Below are 17,030 nucleotides of genomic sequence, written 5' to 3'. Positions count from 1 at the left end.
ATCCAGGATGTAGTGGCCTCGCCGCCACCCGGAGGCCACTCTTTCCTGGATCGAGCACGATCGTGCCAGGCGCCTCGCCCCACGGATGCTCCCCGCCGTCGCCCGGCCCGACGACAGGGCGGTCGGGAGTTGTCACGGGCGGAGCGGGTCAGAGCATCCGGGACGTCCAGAGCAGGCTCAGCCCGCCGGCGCAGAGCGCCAGCAGCAGCGCCACCCCGGCGTACCACTGGGTGATCTCGCGGGGCTCGGTGCGGAATCCGATCGAGCTGCCCATGTCCTGGTAGACCTGCTTCAGCTCGGCGACCGAGGCGGCCTCGTAGAAGTAGCCCTCGGTGGTCTCGGCGAGCTGTGCCAGCGCCAGCCGGTCCACCGGCACCCGCTGCGGCTGGCCGTTGATCTCCACCTGACCGGAGTCGGTGCCGAAGGCGATGGTGGAGACCGGGACGTTCGCCGCCTGCGCCGCTGCTGCCGCCTCCTCCACCGACCGGCCCGAGGTGCGGTACCCGTCGGAGAGCAGCACGATCCGGGCCGGCGGGATGCCGGCCGCGCCGTCGGCCGGCACCGAACGGATCGCCTCCAGGCAGGTGAAGACCGCCTCACCGGTGGCGGTCGCCTCGGCCAGGGTCAGCCCGTCGATCGCCACCGTCACCGCCCCCCGGTCCTTGGTGGGCGCGACCAGCACGTTCGCCGACTTGGCGAAGGAGATGAGCCCGACGTTGTAACTCTCCGGCAGCTCGCCGACGAACTGTTTGGCCGCCTCCTGGGCGGCCTCCAGCCGGTTCGGCGACACGTCGTCGGCCTGCATGGACAGCGACACGTCGATGGCGAGCATGACCGTGGCCCGCTCCAGCGGCTCCCGGGTGTCCACCGCCGGGCGGGCCATCCCGGTGGCGAGCGCCAGCAGGGCGAGCAGGAACGCGGTGGCCGCCGCGTGCCGCCGCCAGCCCAGTCCCTTCGGCGCCACGGTACGCAGCAGGTCCACGTTGGTGAAGCGCATCGCGTACGCCCGACGGTGCCGCTGCCGCCAGACGTAGAGCGCGGCGAGGGCGAGCACCGGCAGCACAGCCAGCAGCCACCACGGTTGCAGAAAGCGGATCATCGAGTCGTCCCCCGGGTGCGGGCGTGCCGCTGCGCGGCCACGAATCGCACCATGTCCAGCAGCCAGTCTCGGTCGGTACGCAGACGCAGGTGTCCGGCGCCGGCGGCGCGCAGTTCCGCGGCGATCGCGCCGCGCTGGGCGGCCGCCGCGTCGGCGTACCGCCGGCGCAACCCGGCGTCGGCGGTCTGCACCTCGTGCAGCTCACCGGTCTCCGGGTCGACCACCGGCAGCACCCCCACGTCCGGAAGCTCCAGCTCACGCGGGTCGACCACCTCGATCGCCAGCACGTCGTGCCGGACCCGCAGCTTACGCAGCGGCCGGCCCCACTGCGCCGGCGGCGCCAGGAAGTCCGAGATCACCACGGCCAGGCCCCGGCGGCGCGGCGGCCGGTTGAGCAGGTCCACCAACGCGCCCAGGTCACTGCGGCCGGGCCGTACCGGGGTGTGCGCGACGGCCCGGAGCAGGGCCTGCGCCTCCCGGCGGCCGGAGCGCGCCGGCACCCGGGTCAGCACCCCCGGCCCGGTCGGCGGGGGTGGGGCGGCACGCCACCGGCCGGTCCGGGCGGGCGGCTCGGCGCCGGTGCCGATGACCGCGCCGATCCGGTTGCCGCCCCGCACGGTCAGGTGGGTGAGCGCGGCCGCCGCCGCGACCACCACGTCCCGCTTGAGCCACCGTCCGGTGCCGAAGTCGAGACTGGCCGAGAGGTCGACCGCCAGCCAGGTCTCCAGCTCCCGGTCGGCCACCGTACGCCGCACGTGCGGCATGGTGGTCCGGGCGGTGACCGGCCAGTCCATCCGGCGTACGTCGTCGCCGGGCCGGTACTCGCGGGACTCCCCCGCCTCGCTGCCCGGTCCGGGCAGCAGCCCGGCGTAGTCGCCCTGGAGCAGGCCGTCGAGCTTGCGGGTGACCAGCAGTTGCAGCCGCGCCAGCACCGCCTCGTCGCGTTCGCCGCCGGCCGCCGGTCGCACGGGTGTGGTCACGGCCGCTGCCCGGGCCAGCCGGCCCCGGGTGGGGCGCTGACCGGTGGAGTCATCGGGCCGGCCTGCTGCCGGGGCGCGACCGACGGCAGCGGGATGGTCGACATGACCCGGTGCACCACGTGGTCGGCGGGCACGTCGTCGGCGAGCGCGTCGTAGCTGAGCACGAGCCGGTGGCGCAGGATGTCCGGGGCGATGTCCTGCACGTCCTGCGGGAGCGCGTAGTCCCGGCCGCGCAGCAGGGCCAGCGCCCGGGTGGCCCGGACCAGCCCGAGCGAGGCGCGCGGGCTGGCGCCGTACTGGATGAGCCGGGCGACGTCCGGCATGCCGTGCTCGGCCGGGGTACGGGTGGCCAGCACCAGCCGCACCGCGTAGTCGACCAGCGCGTTGTGCACGAACACCTGGTCGGCCTTGCGCTGGAGGGCGAGCAGGTCGTCGGTGGTGAAGACCTGGGCGGGCTCCGGCGCGGCCACGCCCATCCGGTAAACGATCTCCCGTTCCTCGGCGTCGGTCGGGTAGCCCACCACGATCTTCATGAGGAAGCGGTCCCGCTGCGCCTCCGGCAGCGGGTAGACGCCCTCCTGCTCGATCGGGTTCTGGGTGGCCATCACCAGGAACGGGTCGGGCACCCGGTGCGTCTCGCCGCCGATGGAGACCTGCCGCTCGCTCATCACCTCCAGCAGCGCCGACTGCACCTTGGCCGGCGCCCGGTTGATCTCGTCGGCGAGCAGGAAGTTGACGAAGACCGGGCCGAGCTCGACGTCGAACTTCTCGCTGGACTGCCGGTAGATCCGGGTGCCCATGATGTCGGCGGGAACCAGGTCGGGGGTGAACTGCACCCGGGCGAAGTCGCCGCCGACCACCTTGGCCAGGGTCTCCACCGCGAGGGTCTTCGCCACCCCGGGTACGCCCTCCAGCAGGCAGTGCCCCCGGGCCAGCAGCGCGACGAACATCCGCTCGACCATCCGGTCCTGCCCGACGATGACCCGTTTGATCTCGAACAGCGCCCGTTCCAGCAGGGTGGCGTCCTGGGCCGGGGTGCTCACCGGCGCGGGTTGCTCCGGGGCCGCCCCGTTCGGGTTGGGGGCGTCGGGCGTGGTCGGCTGGGCCACCGGTCCTCCACAGCATGGTCGGTCGTCGCGTCGTGGTGCGTATCAAGACTCGCATGCCCGACTGAGAGCCGACGGAGGGAGAACCCGATTTCCGCCACGCCGCCGCCGGTGACCGAATCGCTGAACGAGGGTGGACACGGAAGGGTCCGGCGCGTGTACGATTCACCCCGTCGCCGGGCGGCTCCCCCCGTGGCCGCCCGGCGCTGAATCTTCCGGTGCCCCGCCTAGACTGGCCCGGGTGACCGTACCCACCCCCGCCGACGAGGCCCCGATGTGTTCGGCCCGTGGGTGTCGCGCCGCGGCCGTCTGGGCCTTGCGCTGGAACAATCCCCGCCTGCACACCCCGGAGCGCCGCAAGACGTGGCTGGCCTGTCCGGAGCACCGGACGTCCCTGGGCGACTTCCTCGACGCGCGCGGCTTCCTGCGCGAGGTCGCGGCGCTGCCCGGATCGCATACGCTCGAGGCGTGAACGCGCAGAGCGGACGTTTCCGGTGAACGGGCCCGAGCCGGCACAGCCCCCGGTCAGCGCCCTGGAACCCTGGCCGGACACGGTCCGCTGGCAGCCGATCTCCCGCGACCTGATCTGGGTGGAGCTGCTCCGGTTGGCCACGGGCCTGGCCGTGCTGCTGGTGGGCCTCGGCGTCGGCTGGGCGCTCAGCGGTCACCGGCTGGTCGGCGTCGCGTTCGGCGTGGTGCTGCTGCTGGGCCTGTGGCGGGCGGTGGCGATCGTCCGGGCGGTGCACGCCTGGGGGTACGCCGAGCGCGAGAACGACCTGCTGGTCCGGCACGGGCTGCTGGTTCGCCGGCTCTCCATCGTGCCGTACTCGCGGATGCAGTTCGTCGACGTCAGCGCCGGCCCGCTGGAGCGGGCGTTCGGCCTGGCCACGGTGCAGTTGCACACCGCCGCGGCGGCCAGCGACGCCCGGGTTCCCGGGCTGCGGCCGGCGGAGGCGTCCCGACTGCGCGACCGGCTCACCGCGCTCGGCGAAGACCGCGCGGAGGGGCTGTGACCGAGAGCTCCGGCGGGCCGGAGGTCGCGCCGGACTGTGCCCGGGAGCCCGCCGACCCGGCGTGGCCGGACCCGTGGTCCCGGCCGGCCGGCCCGCCCGACGGGGGTGGGGCCGCGTCGCCGGCACCGCCCGTGGCGCCGCCCACCGCCGCCGGCCCGCACGGCGAGCCCGCCGCCGGCCCACCCGCGGGCCCCCCGGTGGGCCACCCCGGGGGTACGCCGCCGACCGTCCCCGGCGCGGCCGGGCCCTGGGCCACGCCCCCGGCCGAGATTGCCGGCATCACGCCGGCCGGCCCGCCCGGGGCGGAGCCACGGCAGCGGCTGCACCCGCTCAGCCCGATGCTGCACGGCGCGAAGTCGCTGGTCGTGGTGATCGCCGGGCTCTCCTGGTCGACGCTGTCCCGGGTGGGCTTCGGCTGGTTCGTGGCGATGGTGGTGGTGCTCGCGCTCGGCGCCACCGTGCTGGCGGTGGTCAGCTGGTGGAACACCGGTTACCACATCGTCGGGCGGGAGCTGCGGATCCACGAGGGGCTGCTGTGGCGGCGCACCCGGGCGATCCCGCTGGAGCGGTTGCAGGCGGTGGAGGTGGTCCGGCCGCTGCTCGCCCAGCTGACCGGCCTGGCGGAGCTGCGCCTGGAGGTGGTCGGCGGCGGCAAGACCGAGGCCCCACTGGCGTACCTCGGCGTGGGTGACGCGGCGGCACTGCGGCAGCGGCTGCTCAGCGTGGCCGGTCGGGCGCCGGCACACCAGCCGGGCGCGGCGGTCGTGCCCGGCGGGCCCGGGCCGCGACCCGAGGCCACCGGGCGTCCGCTGCACGCGGTACGCAACGCCGATCTGCTGGTCAGTCAACTGCTCACCCCGCAGGCGTTCCTGCTCCCGCTCGGCGTGGTGTTCGTGGTGGCGCAGTTCCTCTCCGAGGGCTCCTGGTCGTTCATCGCGGTGGCCAGCACGTTGACCGCGATGGCCGGTGTCCTGCTGCAACCGGTCCGCCGGGTGCTGGACGACTGGAACTTCCGGCTGGCCCGGGAGGACGACAGCCTGCGGGTGCGCAACGGCCTGCTGGAGACCCGCGTGCAGACCGTCCCGTTGGACCGGGTGCAGACGGTGGGGGTGACCTGGCCGCTGCTCTGGCGGGTCAAGGGCTGGCTGCGGCTACGGCTGGAGGTGGCCGGCTACTCCACCGGGGAGCCGGACGACCGCAATCGCCCCGACCGGCTGCTGCCCGTCGGGGACCTGCCCACCGGTGTGCGGATCGTGGCGGAGGTGCTGCCCGGGGTACGGCTGACCGGGCTGCCGCTGGCGCCGCCGCCGGCCCGGGCCCGCTGGCTGCGCCCGCTGAGCGTCCGGGTGCTCGGGGCGGGCCTGGACGAGCGGGTCTTCGCCGTACGGTCGGGCCTGCTGACCCGCCGGCTGGTGATCGTGCCGTACGCCCGGATCCAGAGCGTGCGGGTGGTGCAGGGGCCGGTGCAGCGGCGGCTGCGGCTGGCCACGGTGCACGCGGACACCGCGTCCGGCGGCGGCGCCGTGGCGCACCACCGCGACCTGGCCGAGGCGTGGGTGCTCGCCGCGGAGCTGACCGCCCGGTCGCACGCCGCACGGCGGACCGGCTGACGGCTCAGCGGCGGGCCGGCTCGGCCGCCGCCGCGGGTTCGCCCGCCTGGTCGGCAACGGCGGCGGGCTCGACCCCGACCGGCCGGCGGCGTGCCCGGTGGGCGGCCCACCAGCGCTCGGCCAGGCCGACCACCAGGAACGTCAGCCCGACGTACGCCCAGCCGACCAGCACGTCGATCACGTAGTGCTCGCCGGAGTAGACCAGCGTGAAGGTCATCGCCAGCGGATACGCGAGCAGCAGCGGCCACCAGCGCTTGCGGGTGGCGCGGAGGAAGAACAGCACCACGAACAGCGCCCACGCGGTGTGCAGCGACGGCATCGCGGCCACCGGGTTGGAGGCGATCTGGCCGGCGTTGAGCAGGTTGCCCGCGCCGTGCATGCCGAACGCCTTCCAGCCCCGGGTGGAGATCCGGGCGACCTCGGTGAGCAGGCCGTTCTGTGCCGCCCACCACGGCGGGGCGGCCGGGTAGAGGAAGTAGGTGACCAGGCCGGCGGCGCAGAGGAACCCGAACCGCCGCATGTAGGCGGCCCACCGGCTCCGGTTGCGCAGCCAGAGCACCGCGGCGGCGGCCAGCGCCACCACGAAGTGGGAGAAGTACACCCAGCTCACCGCCACGTCCCACCAGTGCACCTCGGGCCGGTACAGGTGCTCCTGGAGCCAGACCGTGGGCACCTGGCCACCGGTGGCCCAGCCGAACATCACCCGGTCGGCGACGATCAGCTCGTAGGCGTGCGGGGTGGCCCCGTTGTCGGCGAACCCCCGGGAGAGGTTGTAGACGGCCAGCAGCAGCACCACCGGAACCCAGTCCCGGGCGAAGTGCAGGTGGCTGCGCCACGGCCGGGAGGAGTTCCAGGCGATGGTGGCCGCCCAGATCCAGAGGAAGGCGTACGCCGGGTCGGTGGGCAGGCCGATCGCCAGCCAGGCGACGACGAAGGCGACGCCCCAGACCGACATCGCGATCACGCGGCGGCGCCCGCCGTCGGGGGACGCGGCGGGTCCGGTCGGGGCGGGGGGCTGGGGGTCAGTCACGACGGCCATCGCGGTCAAGGTTAACGGCGGCTGACGCATCGACCGACGCCGACCGTCCGGGGCGGGTCCGGCCCGGGTGCGGTCCGGCGGCGCCGGGGCCGGTGATCAGGGCGTGACCGCACCCGTTCCGCCGGATCGTCCCCGGCGGGAACCGGCTCCACCTCGATCCGGTCGCCCGAGGCCGTGCCCGGCGAGGTCGGCCGCGACCGGGAGGTCGGCGTCCGGACGGTCGAGCGCGGCGGTGGAGGTGCCGCCGGCCCGGCCGGGACACCGGACGGCTCCGGCTCTCCTGCACTACGCTCGGTCCATGCAGGAGCAGCCGGAGCCGCCCTTCCCGCCCGGGCTGACCGCCCGGGTCGAGCTGACCGTCACCGAGGCCGACACCGCACAGGCGGTGGGCTCGGGCGACGTGCCGGTGCTCGGCACGCCCCGGGTGCTCGCCCTGGCCGAAGCGGCCACCGTCGCGGCCACCGCCACCCGGATGCCGCCCGGGCGGACCACGGTGGGGAGCCGGATCGAACTGGAGCACCTGGCGGCCACGCCGGTCGGCCGGACGGTGGTGGCGCAGGCCCGGCTCGGTGCGGTCGACGGCCGCCGGCTGGTCTTCGAGGTGACGGTCACCGACGACGGCGAGACGGTGGCGCAGGGCCGGGTGGAGCGGGTGCTGGTCGACCGGCAGCGCTTCGTGGAACGCGCCGTGCGGGTCTCATGAGCCTCCGGTTCACCGAGGTCGCCGACCAGGTCCACGTCCTGCGCGAGCCGCTGCTCGACGTCAACGTCACGCTGGTCGTCGGGGACGGCGAGGCGCTGCTGGTGGACACCCTCTCCACCGCCGGGCAGGCCGCCGGGCTGGCCGAGGCGGCGCGTGCGGTCACCGGTCACCCGTGGACGCTGGTCAACACCCACCACCACTTCGACCACTGTTTCGGCAACGCCACCCTCGCCTCCGACCCGCCCCGGCCGGTGTACGCGCACGAACTGGCCGCCGCCGCGCTGCGCGACACGCCGGAGCGGCTGCGCCGGGAGGCGTACGAGGAGCTGCGGGGCGAGCGCCCCGGGCTCGCCGCCGAGGTCGCCGGCACCGCGCTGCTGACTCCGACCCATCCGGTGCACACCGAGGCCGTGCTCGACGTGGGTGGCCGCCGGGTGGTGCTGCGCCATCCGGGTCGCGGGCACACCGACGCCGACCTGGTGGTGCACGTAGCCGACGTCGACGTGCTGGTCGCCGGCGACCTGGTCGAGCAGGGCGGCCCGCCCGCCTTCGAGGACTCGTACCCGCTGCAGTGGCCGGACGCGGTCGCCGAGCTGCTGCGGCTCACCACGCCCGCGACGGTGGTGGTGCCCGGGCACGGCGAGCTGGTCGACGTGGACTTCGTCCGGGCGCAGCACGAGCAGCTGGTCGAGCTGGCCTGGCTGATCCGGGCGGCGCACACCGCCGGTGCCCCACCTGAGCGGGTGGCCGCCGAGGCGCCCTTCGGTGCCCGTCCCGCCCTGATCGCCGCCCGCCGCGGCTACGCCGAACTCGACGGCACCGCCTGACCGTCCCCCATGCTGTTCGCGTACATCTCCGGGTCGTCCTTCGTCCTCCAGGACGTCTTCGGTCTCTCCGGGACGACGTTCAGCCTGCTCTTCGGGCTCAACGCGCTCGCCCTGGTGGCCACCGGGCAGGCCAACGCCCGGCTGCTCGACCGGTTCGACCCACGCCGGCTGCTGGTCACCACCCTGCTGGTCGGTGCGGTGGCGGCGATCGGCGTGCTGGGCGGGGCGCTGGCCGGCAGCCTGGTGCTGGTGGCGCTCACCCTCGTCGTCTTCGTCGGCTCGCTCGGCATGGTGATGCCGAACAGCACCGCCCTGGCGCTGGACACGCACGGGCGGCACGCCGGCACGGCCGCGGCGCTGATGGGCGGCGTCCAGGCGGTCGTCGGCGCGCTCGCCGCACCGGTGGTCGGGCTCGGCGGCGAGGGCAGCGCACTGCCGATGGCCGCCGTCATGGCGGGGGCCGCCGCGCTGTCGCTGCTCGCGGTGCTCACCCTCGCCCGCGCACCCCGCTGACCCTCGCCGGTCGCGCCGCCCACCGGTGACGCCGGTGGGCGGCGCGCACTCCGGCCAGCGGCGCGCACTCCGGCCAGCGGCGCGCACTCCGACCAGCGGCGCGCAGTCGGCGGCCGGCGCTCAGTCGGCGAAGCGGCGGAGCACCTCGGCGCGGGTGGGCATCGACACCGCCCCGCCGGGCGACTCGCAGACCAGGCCGGCCACCCGCAGCGCGAACGCCACCCGCTGGTGCCAGCCCTGCGGCCCGGCCGGCTCGCCGTCGACGAGCAGGTCGGCGATGAGCGCCGCCATCACCGAGTCGCCGGCCCCGGTGGCGTCCACCGCACGCACCTTCGGCGCGGGGACGCGTACCGGATCGCCACCGGCGGGGGCGACCACGGCCCCGTCCGCGCCCAGGGTGACCACGACGGTGCCGGCCCCCACTTCCCGCAGGTACGCGGCGACCCCCTCGACCGGCTCGCGCGGGTAGAGCAGATCGGCGTCGGCGGCGCTCAGCTTGACCAGGTGCGCCCCGGCCGCGAACTCCGCAACCACCTCCCGCAGCCGGTCCAGCGCCGCCGGCCCGTCCAGCAGGCGGGGCCGGACGTTCGGGTCGAAGACCCGCAGGCCGGTGCCGAGCGACCAGGCACGACGGGCGGCCGCGAGCACCGGCGGGCAGAGCAGGACGATCGAGCCGCAGTAGAGCACGTCGGCGCCCTCCACCAGCGCCACGTCCAGGTCTTCGACGGTGAGCAGGCCGTAGGAGGGCGGCTCGCCGTAGAAGCGGAACTCCGGCTCGGCCCCGGCGTGGGTGGTCACCGCGAGCGTGGTGGGCGCCGCGACGGTGACCGCCCCGGCCGACCCCACCCCGGTGTCGTCGAGGAAGGCCCGGATCCGGCCGGCGAGCACGTCGTCGCCGAGGGAGCCGACGAACTGGGCGCTCCCACCGAGCCGGGACACTCCGACGGCGACGTTGAGCGGGCCGCCGCCGATCTCCTGGCGGAAGACGGGCCGCCCCTCGCACTCGGCGTCGAGCAGGTCCACCAACGCCTCACCGAGCACCACCGCGTATCCCACATCGCCTCCCAGCGTCCGTCGGTCCGTACCAAGGCTGGCACACCGCCCGGCACGGCGGGCGGTGAAGCCGCGTCCGCATATATCGAGGAACGACTATTGCGCGGTTCCTGGCGGGCGTGATGGGATTGTGTCAGCCGGATCGGTGCGGGGGCTGCCGCGCCGACGGCGACGAGCTGGAGCCGACGCGAGGGCACCGGTCCGCGGGACGCGGACCGTGGGTGGCGCGCGACCAACGGCCCTCTTCCTTCCCGGGCCGGCCGGCGTGGCGCCGCGATCGACGCATCCCCCGCCACAGCGGGGCCGGCCGTCGCGCCCGCCCCGCGGATCAGGAGAAGCTCGTGCTCCGTTCCCGTACCGCCGCGCTGCTCACCGCGGCCGCCACCTTCGCCCTGGGCGCCGTCGCCCTGGTGACCCAACCCGAGCCGGCCGCCGCGCACGGCGCGGCGATGACCCCGGGCAGCCGGACCTACCTGTGCTGGGAGGACGGCCTCACCCCCACCGGCGAGATCCGGCCGAACAACCCGGCCTGCTCCGCCGCCGTCGCCCAGAGCGGCGCCAACTCCCTCTACAACTGGTTCAGCGTGCTGCGCTCGGACGCCGGCGGGCGGACCGTCGGCTTCATCCCCGACGGCAAGCTGTGCAGCGGGGGCAACCCCGGCTTCGCCGGGTACGACCTGGCCCGCACCGACTGGCCGCTGACCCACCTGACCGCCGGCGCCCGGCTGGACTTCCGGTACAGCAACTGGGCCCACCACCCGGGCACCTTCTACTTCTACGTCACCAAGGACAGCTGGAGCCCGACCCGGCCGCTGGCCTGGAGCGACCTGGAGGAGCAGCCGTTCCTGACGGTCACCAACCCGCCGCAGCGCGGCTCGGTGGGCAGCGACGAGGGGCACTACTACTTCAGCGGCAACCTGCCGTCGAACAAGTCCGGGCGGCACATCATCTACTCGCGCTGGGTCCGCTCCGACAGCCAGGAGAACTTCTTCGGCTGCTCGGACGTCACCTTCGACGGGGGCAACGGCGAGGTGACCGGGATCGGCTCCGGTCAGACCACCCCGCCGCCGAGCCCGACGACTCCCCCGCCCAGCCCGACCACGCCGCCGCCGAGCCCCACCACCCCGCCGCCGGGCGGTGACTGCATGGCGGTCTACCAGGTGGTCAGCTCCTGGAGCGGCGGTTTCCAGGGCGAAGTCACGATCATGAACCACAGCACCCGGACCTACGGTGGCTGGACGGCGTCCTGGACGCTGCCCAGCGGCCAGGCGATCAGCCAGGTGTGGAACGGCACGGCGACCACCAGCGGGTCGACCGTGACCGTCACCAACGCCGCGTACAACGGCACCATCGCGCCGGAGGGCACCACGACGTTCGGCTTCATCGCCAGCTCCACCGGCACGAACAGCCTGCCGACCGTCACCTGCGTCGGCCGCTGACCCCGCCCCGCCGACGGTGCCGGGCCGCCCGCCCGGCGCCCCGGCACCGTCGGCGGCCCCCGGAAATGACCAGGAGGTCCGCGTCCCCGAGGAGACGCGGACCTCCTGGTCGACAGGCACAGGCCCCGGCCGCAGCGGGCCGGTCAGCGGACCATGCTGCCGACCACCGGCTTGGTGAGCAGCGCCGACTGGTTGCGCTGGATGCCCGGGTCGAGGGTCTTGGCCACGAAGATGGCGTGCCAGATGCAGAAGATCAGCACGGTCCACACCTTGCGGGAGTGGTCCGCCTCCTCCCGCTTGTGCTCGTCCAGCAGCCGCATCGCGTACGACAGGTCGATGAGGTCACCGGCGCCGGAGGTGGCCAGCACGTGCCGGGCCCACTCGTACATCTCGCCGCGCAGCCAGACCCGGGTGGGGGTCGGGAAGCCGAGCTTCTTGCGGTTGACGATGGCCGGGGGCACCACGCCCTGCAACGCCTGGCGCATGGCGTACTTGGTGGCGTCGGAGCGGGGCGGCAGCTTCAGGTCCACCGGGATGCCGGCCGCGACGTTGAAGACCTCCCGGTCGAGGAAGGGCACCCGCACCTCCAGCGAGTGGGCCATCGAGATCCGGTCGGCCTTGACCAGGATGTCGCCCCGCAGCCAGGTGTAGAGGTCGACGTACTGCATCTTGGTGACGTCGTCGAGTTCGGTGCACTCGGCGTAGATCGGCGCGGTGACGTCGGTGTAGCGCACCGAGGGGTCGTAGCGGCGCAGCAGGTGCTGCTTCTCCTCCTCGGTGAACATCCGGGCGTTGCCGTAGTAGCGCTGCTCGATGGGGGTGGTGCCGCGCTCCAGGAAGCTCTTGCCCTTGACGCCCTGCGGGATCGCCCTGGAGACCGCGCGCAGCCCCTTCTGCACGCCGCCGGGCAGGCCGTTGACCGCGCCGAGCGAGAGCGGCTCCCGGTAGATCGTGTAGCCGCCGAAGAACTCGTCCGCGCCCTCGCCGGAGAGGACCACGGTGACGTGCTCGGCGGCCTTCTTCGCCACGAAGTAGAGCGGCACCAGGGCCGGGTCGGCCACCGGGTCGTCCAGGTGCCAGACGATCTTCGGCAGCGCGTCGATCATGTCCTGCGGCCCGATCTTGGTCGGGATGGTGGTCACGTCGAGGTGCCGGGCCGAGTCCTGGGCGACGTCGATCTCGGAGTAGCCGGGCACGTCGTACCCGACGGTGAAGGTGAGGATGTTCGGGTTGAACTCGCGGGCCAGCGCCACCACCGCGGTGGAGTCGATGCCGCTGGACAGGAAGGAGCCGACCGGCACGTCCGAGCGCATGTGCATCCGGACGCTCTCCCGCAGCGTCTCCCGGATGTCGTGGTAGAGCCGCTGCTCGTCGGAGACCGGGGCCGGGCGGAACACCGGCCGGTACCACCGGCGCACGTCGATCCGGCCGCCCGGGGTCCAGGTCAGGTACTCCCCCGAGCCGATCCGGCTGATCCCCTTGTGCAGGGTGCCGGGCTCCGGGACGTACTGCAGGGTCAGGTAGTGGCTCAGGCTGGCCGTGTCGATGCCGGCGTCGCCCTGGTACGCGGAGTGCGCGAAGGGCAGCAGCGCCTTCTTCTCCGAGGCGAGGTAGAGGCCGTCCTGCGTCTCTAGGTAGTGCAGCGGCTTGATGCCGAAGTAGTCCCGGGCGCCGAAGGCCCGGCGCTCCTGCCGGTCCCAGATGACGAAGGCGAACATGCCGCGCAGCCGGGTGAGCACCTGCTCGCCCCAGTAGTGGTAGCCGGCGACGATCACCTCGCCGTCGCCGGCGGTGGCGAACTGGGCGCCGAAGGTCCGCACCAGCTCGTCGCGGAGCTCGATGTAGTTGTAGATCTCACCGTTGAAGGTGAGCAGGTAACGGCCGCCCGCGTACGGCAGCGGCTCGTGGCTGGAGGCCACGTCGATGATCGCCAGCCGCTTGTGCGCGAACACCCCGTCCGCGTACCGGCCGGAGGCGTCCCCGACCACCTCGACACCGGTCTCGTCCGGGCCGCGGTGGTGCAGGCATTCCAACGCCCCGGCGATGTTGTCGCGGTGAGCGGCGGCGTCGCCGCGCGCACTGAAGAAGGCCAGGAGTCCGCACATGGTGGTCATCTTTTCACGCGGGCGGAGCAGCCGTCGCGGCACCGCTGCCTCTCTCCCTCCCGGCGGACGGCGGGTCGTGGCCACCAGCGCCGACACCGCACCCGGAGCCGGCGGCGACACCACGGGGCGGCGGAGCCGCCCGGCGAGGCGGTACGGTCGGACCAGCGACGACGCGTAAGGAGCGGACCATGGCCGAGGACCGGACCAGCGGCAAGCCGGCGGACGGCACCGAATCGCACGACCCGGACTTCCCGGAGGCCTTCCTGGCCTTCATGCGGCAGGGCTGGACGGACACCGCCCTGCCGGTGGGCCCACGCCCGGAGGTGCCCAACTACGCCAAGCGCCGCGCCGCGCTCTCCGCGGCCTTTCCGGGCGAGACCCTGGTCATCCCGACCGGCAACGAGAAGGTGCGCGCCAACGACACCGACCACCCGTTCCGGCCGGGCAGCGACTTCGCGTACCTGACCGGCGACCTGGACCCGGACAGCGTGCTCGTGCTGCGGCCCACCGGCTCCGGGCACGATGCCACGCTGTTCATGCGGCCGCGCTCGTCCCGTGAGACCGACGAGTTCTTCCGCAGCCGGCACGGCGAGCTGTGGGTGGGCCGGCGGCACACCCTGGCGGAGAAGTCCACCGAGCTGGGCCTGCCCACCGAGGACCTGACCGGGCTGGACACGGCGCTGGCGGGGCTGGCGCCGGGGCGTACCCGGGTGCTGCGTGGTTTCGACGCCCGGGTGGACGCGGCCGTGCGCCCGTGGGACGGCCCGCTCGTCGACGGCCAGCCGGGCCGCGACCGCGAGCTGGCCATCGCGATCTCCGAGCTGAAGCTGGTCAAGGACGAGTGGGAGATCGCCCAGCTCCAGGAGGCCTGTGACGCGACCGTGCGCGGCTTCGAGGACGTGGCCCGGGCGCTGCCGGCCGACCGGGGCGTCTCCGAGCGGCTGCTGGAGGGGATCTTCGCGCTGCGGGCCCGGCACGACGGCAACGACGTCGGGTACGGCTCGATCGTCGGCGCGGGCGAGCACGCCACGATCCTGCACTGGGTGCACAACCACGGTGCCACCCGCCCGGGTGAGCTGCTGCTGATGGACATGGGCGTGGAGAACCGCAACCTCTACACCGCCGACGTGACCCGGGTGCTGCCGGTCGACGGCCGCTTCACCGCACTCCAGCGCCAGGTCTACGACGCCGTCCACCAGGCGCAGCAGGCCGGCATCGACGTGATCAGGCCGGGCGTGGCGTTCCGGGACGTGCACCTGACCGCCATGCGGGTGCTCGCCGAGGCGCTGAAGGACCTGGGCCTGCTGCCGGTGAGCGTGGACGAGGCGATGGACCCGGCCTCGACGGTCTACCGGCGGTGGACCCTGCACGGCACCAGCCACATGCTCGGCATCGACGTGCACGACTGCGCCAACGCCCGTAAGGAGAAGTACCGTGACGGCGCGCTGGGCGAGGGCTACGTGCTCACCGTCGAGCCCGGGCTCTACTTCCAGCCGGAGGACGAACTGGTCCCCGAGGAACTGCGCGGCATCGGTGTGCGGATCGAGGACGACATCCTGGTCACCGCGACCGGTTCGGTGAACCTGTCGGCCGGGCTGCCCCGCCGCTCCGACGAGGTGGAGACCTGGCTGGCCGAGCAGCGGGAGGCGGGTCCGCGCCTGCCCGGCTGATCGGGGGTACGACCTACCTGCGGCGGGCCTCGCCTGCGGCACGCAGACGTCTCGGACGTACTGCTGCCGCGGTCGGGGCCCGTTGGTGTTTGCGTTGCTCACCCGCTTCCTGCCCGGAGCCGTCGAGTTGGCCGCCTGCTGCCCGAAGTGAGGGGAATGCGGGCTTTTCTCGGATACGTCCTCCTCGCGAGGATCCTTCTCATACGGTGGGGATCAGAAGCTGCAAACCATTTGTAGCTGGTCGCGCCGCTCTGGGTGGTGCGACCCCGTCTGCAGCAGGAAAGGTCGGAAAGCTCTGATGTCCAACGACGTAACGACTCCCGACGGCGGGGCACCCATGGCCGCACCGGCGAAGAAGCGGCGCGCCCTGTGGGTGGCCGGCGTGGCCGGACTGTCCGGCGTCGTCGGCCTGGCGGCCCTGGGCGGCATCGCCGCCCGCGACGACAAGGCCGACGGCACGCAGCGCGTCTCCGAGGTGCAGTCCGCCACGGCGCAGCAGAAGGCCAGCGGCACCGGCACAGCCGATGTCGGCTCCGGCGAAGAAGAAGACAAGAAGGCCGGCCAGGACCCCGGCGAGGGGTACGACCGGCAGGACGCCGCAGCCGCCTCGGGCGGCAAGCAGTGGCGCGGCAAGGACGGCAGGGGCGAGGACGAGTACGGTCCGGCCAGGCAGTTGCCGTGTGACAGCGACGTGCTGGTCGAGGCGGTGAACCGGGCCAACGAGGACAACGGCGGGGTGTTCCGGCTGGCCAAGGACTGCGATTACAAGCTCACCGAGCAGACCGCCACCAACGCCTTCCCCGCCATCGACGAGCGCATCGTCCTGCTCGGGCACAACTCCAAGCTGGTCCACGACGGCAGCGAGCTGTTCCGGTTCTTCGAGGTCCTCTCCGGCGGCGAACTCATCCTCAAGGACCTCACCCTCAGGGGAGGCCAGGTCACCTCACCACCGCCGCTGCAGCCCAACGGCGCCAACGGCGGCGCCCTGTTCGTGCAGGAGGGCGGCCGGGCCGTGCTCAAGCACACCAAGCTGGTCGACAACCGGGCCACCGGCGTCGGCGCCACCGGCGGCAACGGCGGCGCCATCTACAACCTCGGCGACGTCGAGATCCACAAGAGCGTCCTGGCCGACAACCACGCCCGCGGCACCGGCACCCCCGGCGGCAACGGCGGCGCCATCTACAACGAAGGCACCCTGGCCGTGCACGACTCGGAACTGGCCGACAACACCGCCACCAGCACCGGCACCGGCGGCAACGGCGGCGCCATCGCCAACCGCGACAACGGCAGGACCACCGTCACCCACAGCCAGATCCTCAACAACAAGGCCACCCACGACGGCGGCGGCATCGAAACCATCGACACCGCCCACCTCACCGTCATCCGCACCAAGCTCGCCGGCAACGTCGCCGGCGACGACGGCGGCGCCATCTCCACCAACGGCAACTCCGTCATGTCCCTGGAATACGTCGTCGTCGCCGACAACAAGGCCACCGACAACGGCGGCGGCATCGAACACGACAGCACCAGCATCGCCACCGTCAAGCACGCCAAGTTCCTCGACAACACCGCCGGCGACAACGGCGGCGGCCTCTACAACGACGAAACCCTGAACCTCTTCGACACCGAGTTCAAGGGCAACCACGCCGAAGAGGGCGGCGCCATCTACAACGACAACAACAACGGCGTCCTCACCGTCCGCAAGAGCACCATCATCTACAACTTCGCCGCCGAGACCGGCAGCCCCACCACCGGCGCCGGCGGCATCTTCAACGACAACAACACCAACGACGTCACCATCGACGACAAAACCATCATCCGCAACAACGAACCACGCAACTGCGTCAACGTCACCGGCTGCGCCAACTGAACC

General features: G+C 73.5%; 14 protein-coding genes and 1 pseudogene. 9 read left to right on the top strand and 6 right to left on the bottom strand.

What is annotated here, in order from left to right:
• Window positions 1-148: 148 nt before the first annotated feature.
• From GA0070560_RS24270 to GA0070560_RS24260, 3 genes are read right to left on the bottom strand one after another with little or no spacing between them, the layout of a single operon-like run.
• A complete protein-coding gene (locus GA0070560_RS24270; protein ID WP_091301828.1) occupies window positions 149-1,099 on the bottom strand; it encodes a VWA domain-containing protein in 951 nt (316 codons plus the stop codon).
• Window positions 1,096-2,097, bottom strand: coding sequence for a DUF58 domain-containing protein (locus GA0070560_RS24265; RefSeq protein WP_091301905.1), 1,002 nt, complete (start codon window positions 2,095-2,097; stop codon window positions 1,096-1,098). Before GA0070560_RS24265 ends, GA0070560_RS24270 begins: the two co-directional genes overlap by 4 nt.
• Window positions 2,076-3,188, bottom strand: coding sequence for an AAA family ATPase (locus tag GA0070560_RS24260; protein WP_091301826.1), 1,113 nt, complete (start codon window positions 3,186-3,188; stop codon window positions 2,076-2,078). The genes GA0070560_RS24265 and GA0070560_RS24260 overlap by 22 nt, the downstream gene beginning before the upstream one ends.
• Window positions 3,189-3,426: 238 nt before the next feature.
• Here GA0070560_RS24260 and GA0070560_RS24255 point away from each other — a divergent pair, with 238 nt between their 5' ends.
• The 3 genes from GA0070560_RS24255 to GA0070560_RS24245 all read left to right on the top strand — a co-directional run bounded on the left by GA0070560_RS24255 (window position 3,427) and on the right by GA0070560_RS24245 (window position 5,808).
• Complete coding sequence (locus GA0070560_RS24255; RefSeq protein WP_091301824.1) at window positions 3,427-3,657, top strand: hypothetical protein; 231 nt, start codon at window positions 3,427-3,429, stop codon at window positions 3,655-3,657.
• Between the two features lie 22 nt (window positions 3,658-3,679).
• Window positions 3,680-4,198, top strand: a complete 519-nt coding sequence (locus tag GA0070560_RS24250; protein WP_091301822.1) for a PH domain-containing protein — start codon at window positions 3,680-3,682, stop codon at window positions 4,196-4,198.
• Between the two features lie 338 nt (window positions 4,199-4,536).
• Window positions 4,537-5,808, top strand: a complete 1,272-nt coding sequence (locus GA0070560_RS24245; protein ID WP_245675689.1) for a PH domain-containing protein — start codon at window positions 4,537-4,539, stop codon at window positions 5,806-5,808.
• Window positions 5,809-5,812: 4 nt separating this feature from the next.
• Here the strand turns inward: GA0070560_RS24245 and GA0070560_RS24240 are convergent, their stop codons facing one another.
• A complete protein-coding gene (locus tag GA0070560_RS24240; protein WP_091301820.1) occupies window positions 5,813-6,847 on the bottom strand; it encodes a phosphatase PAP2 family protein in 1,035 nt (344 codons plus the stop codon).
• 298 nt (window positions 6,848-7,145) lie between these two features.
• On the opposite strand from GA0070560_RS24240, the gene GA0070560_RS24235 reads away from it, so the two are divergent.
• From GA0070560_RS24235 to GA0070560_RS24225, 3 genes and pseudogenes are all read left to right on the top strand, one after another.
• A complete protein-coding gene (locus GA0070560_RS24235) occupies window positions 7,146-7,550 on the top strand; it encodes a thioesterase family protein (RefSeq protein ID WP_091301818.1) in 405 nt (134 codons plus the stop codon).
• Window positions 7,547-8,377 carry an MBL fold metallo-hydrolase gene (locus tag GA0070560_RS24230; RefSeq protein ID WP_091301816.1) on the top strand — a complete coding sequence of 277 codons (831 nt, stop codon included), beginning with the start codon at window positions 7,547-7,549 and terminating at the stop codon, window positions 8,375-8,377. The genes GA0070560_RS24235 and GA0070560_RS24230 overlap by 4 nt, the downstream gene beginning before the upstream one ends.
• Before the next feature lie 12 nt (window positions 8,378-8,389).
• Window positions 8,390-8,890: pseudogene (locus GA0070560_RS24225) on the top strand (MFS transporter); the annotation flags it as partial.
• A 120-nt stretch (window positions 8,891-9,010) separates the two neighbouring features.
• Here the strand turns inward: GA0070560_RS24225 and GA0070560_RS24220 are convergent.
• Window positions 9,011-9,946, bottom strand: coding sequence for a carbohydrate kinase family protein (locus GA0070560_RS24220; RefSeq protein ID WP_091301812.1), 936 nt, complete (start codon window positions 9,944-9,946; stop codon window positions 9,011-9,013).
• Between the two features lie 338 nt (window positions 9,947-10,284).
• On the opposite strand from GA0070560_RS24220, the gene GA0070560_RS24215 reads away from it, so the two are divergent.
• Window positions 10,285-11,382 carry a lytic polysaccharide monooxygenase auxiliary activity family 9 protein gene (locus GA0070560_RS24215; protein ID WP_091301810.1) on the top strand — a complete coding sequence of 366 codons (1,098 nt, stop codon included), beginning with the start codon at window positions 10,285-10,287 and terminating at the stop codon, window positions 11,380-11,382.
• Window positions 11,383-11,525: 143 nt separating this feature from the next.
• Here GA0070560_RS24215 and asnB read toward each other — a convergent pair whose 3' ends face one another.
• Window positions 11,526-13,487, bottom strand: coding sequence for an asparagine synthase (glutamine-hydrolyzing) (asnB, locus tag GA0070560_RS24210; RefSeq protein ID WP_091301808.1), 1,962 nt, complete (start codon window positions 13,485-13,487; stop codon window positions 11,526-11,528).
• Between the two features lie 188 nt (window positions 13,488-13,675).
• Here asnB and GA0070560_RS24205 point away from each other — a divergent pair, with 188 nt between their 5' ends.
• Together GA0070560_RS24205 and GA0070560_RS24200 are read left to right on the top strand one after the other, a co-directional pair.
• Complete coding sequence (locus GA0070560_RS24205; protein ID WP_091301806.1) at window positions 13,676-15,157, top strand: aminopeptidase P family protein; 1,482 nt, start codon at window positions 13,676-13,678, stop codon at window positions 15,155-15,157.
• 298 nt (window positions 15,158-15,455) lie between these two features.
• Window positions 15,456-17,027, top strand: coding sequence for a hypothetical protein (locus GA0070560_RS24200; RefSeq protein WP_245675684.1), 1,572 nt, complete (start codon window positions 15,456-15,458; stop codon window positions 17,025-17,027).
• Window positions 17,028-17,030 lie beyond the last annotated feature (3 nt).

Source organism: Micromonospora halophytica (assembly GCF_900090245.1).
GTDB lineage: Bacteria > Actinomycetota > Actinomycetes > Mycobacteriales > Micromonosporaceae > Micromonospora > Micromonospora halophytica.
The sequence above is the reverse complement of the archived record's forward strand: the minus strand, read 5'-3'. Positions and strand labels throughout refer to the sequence as shown.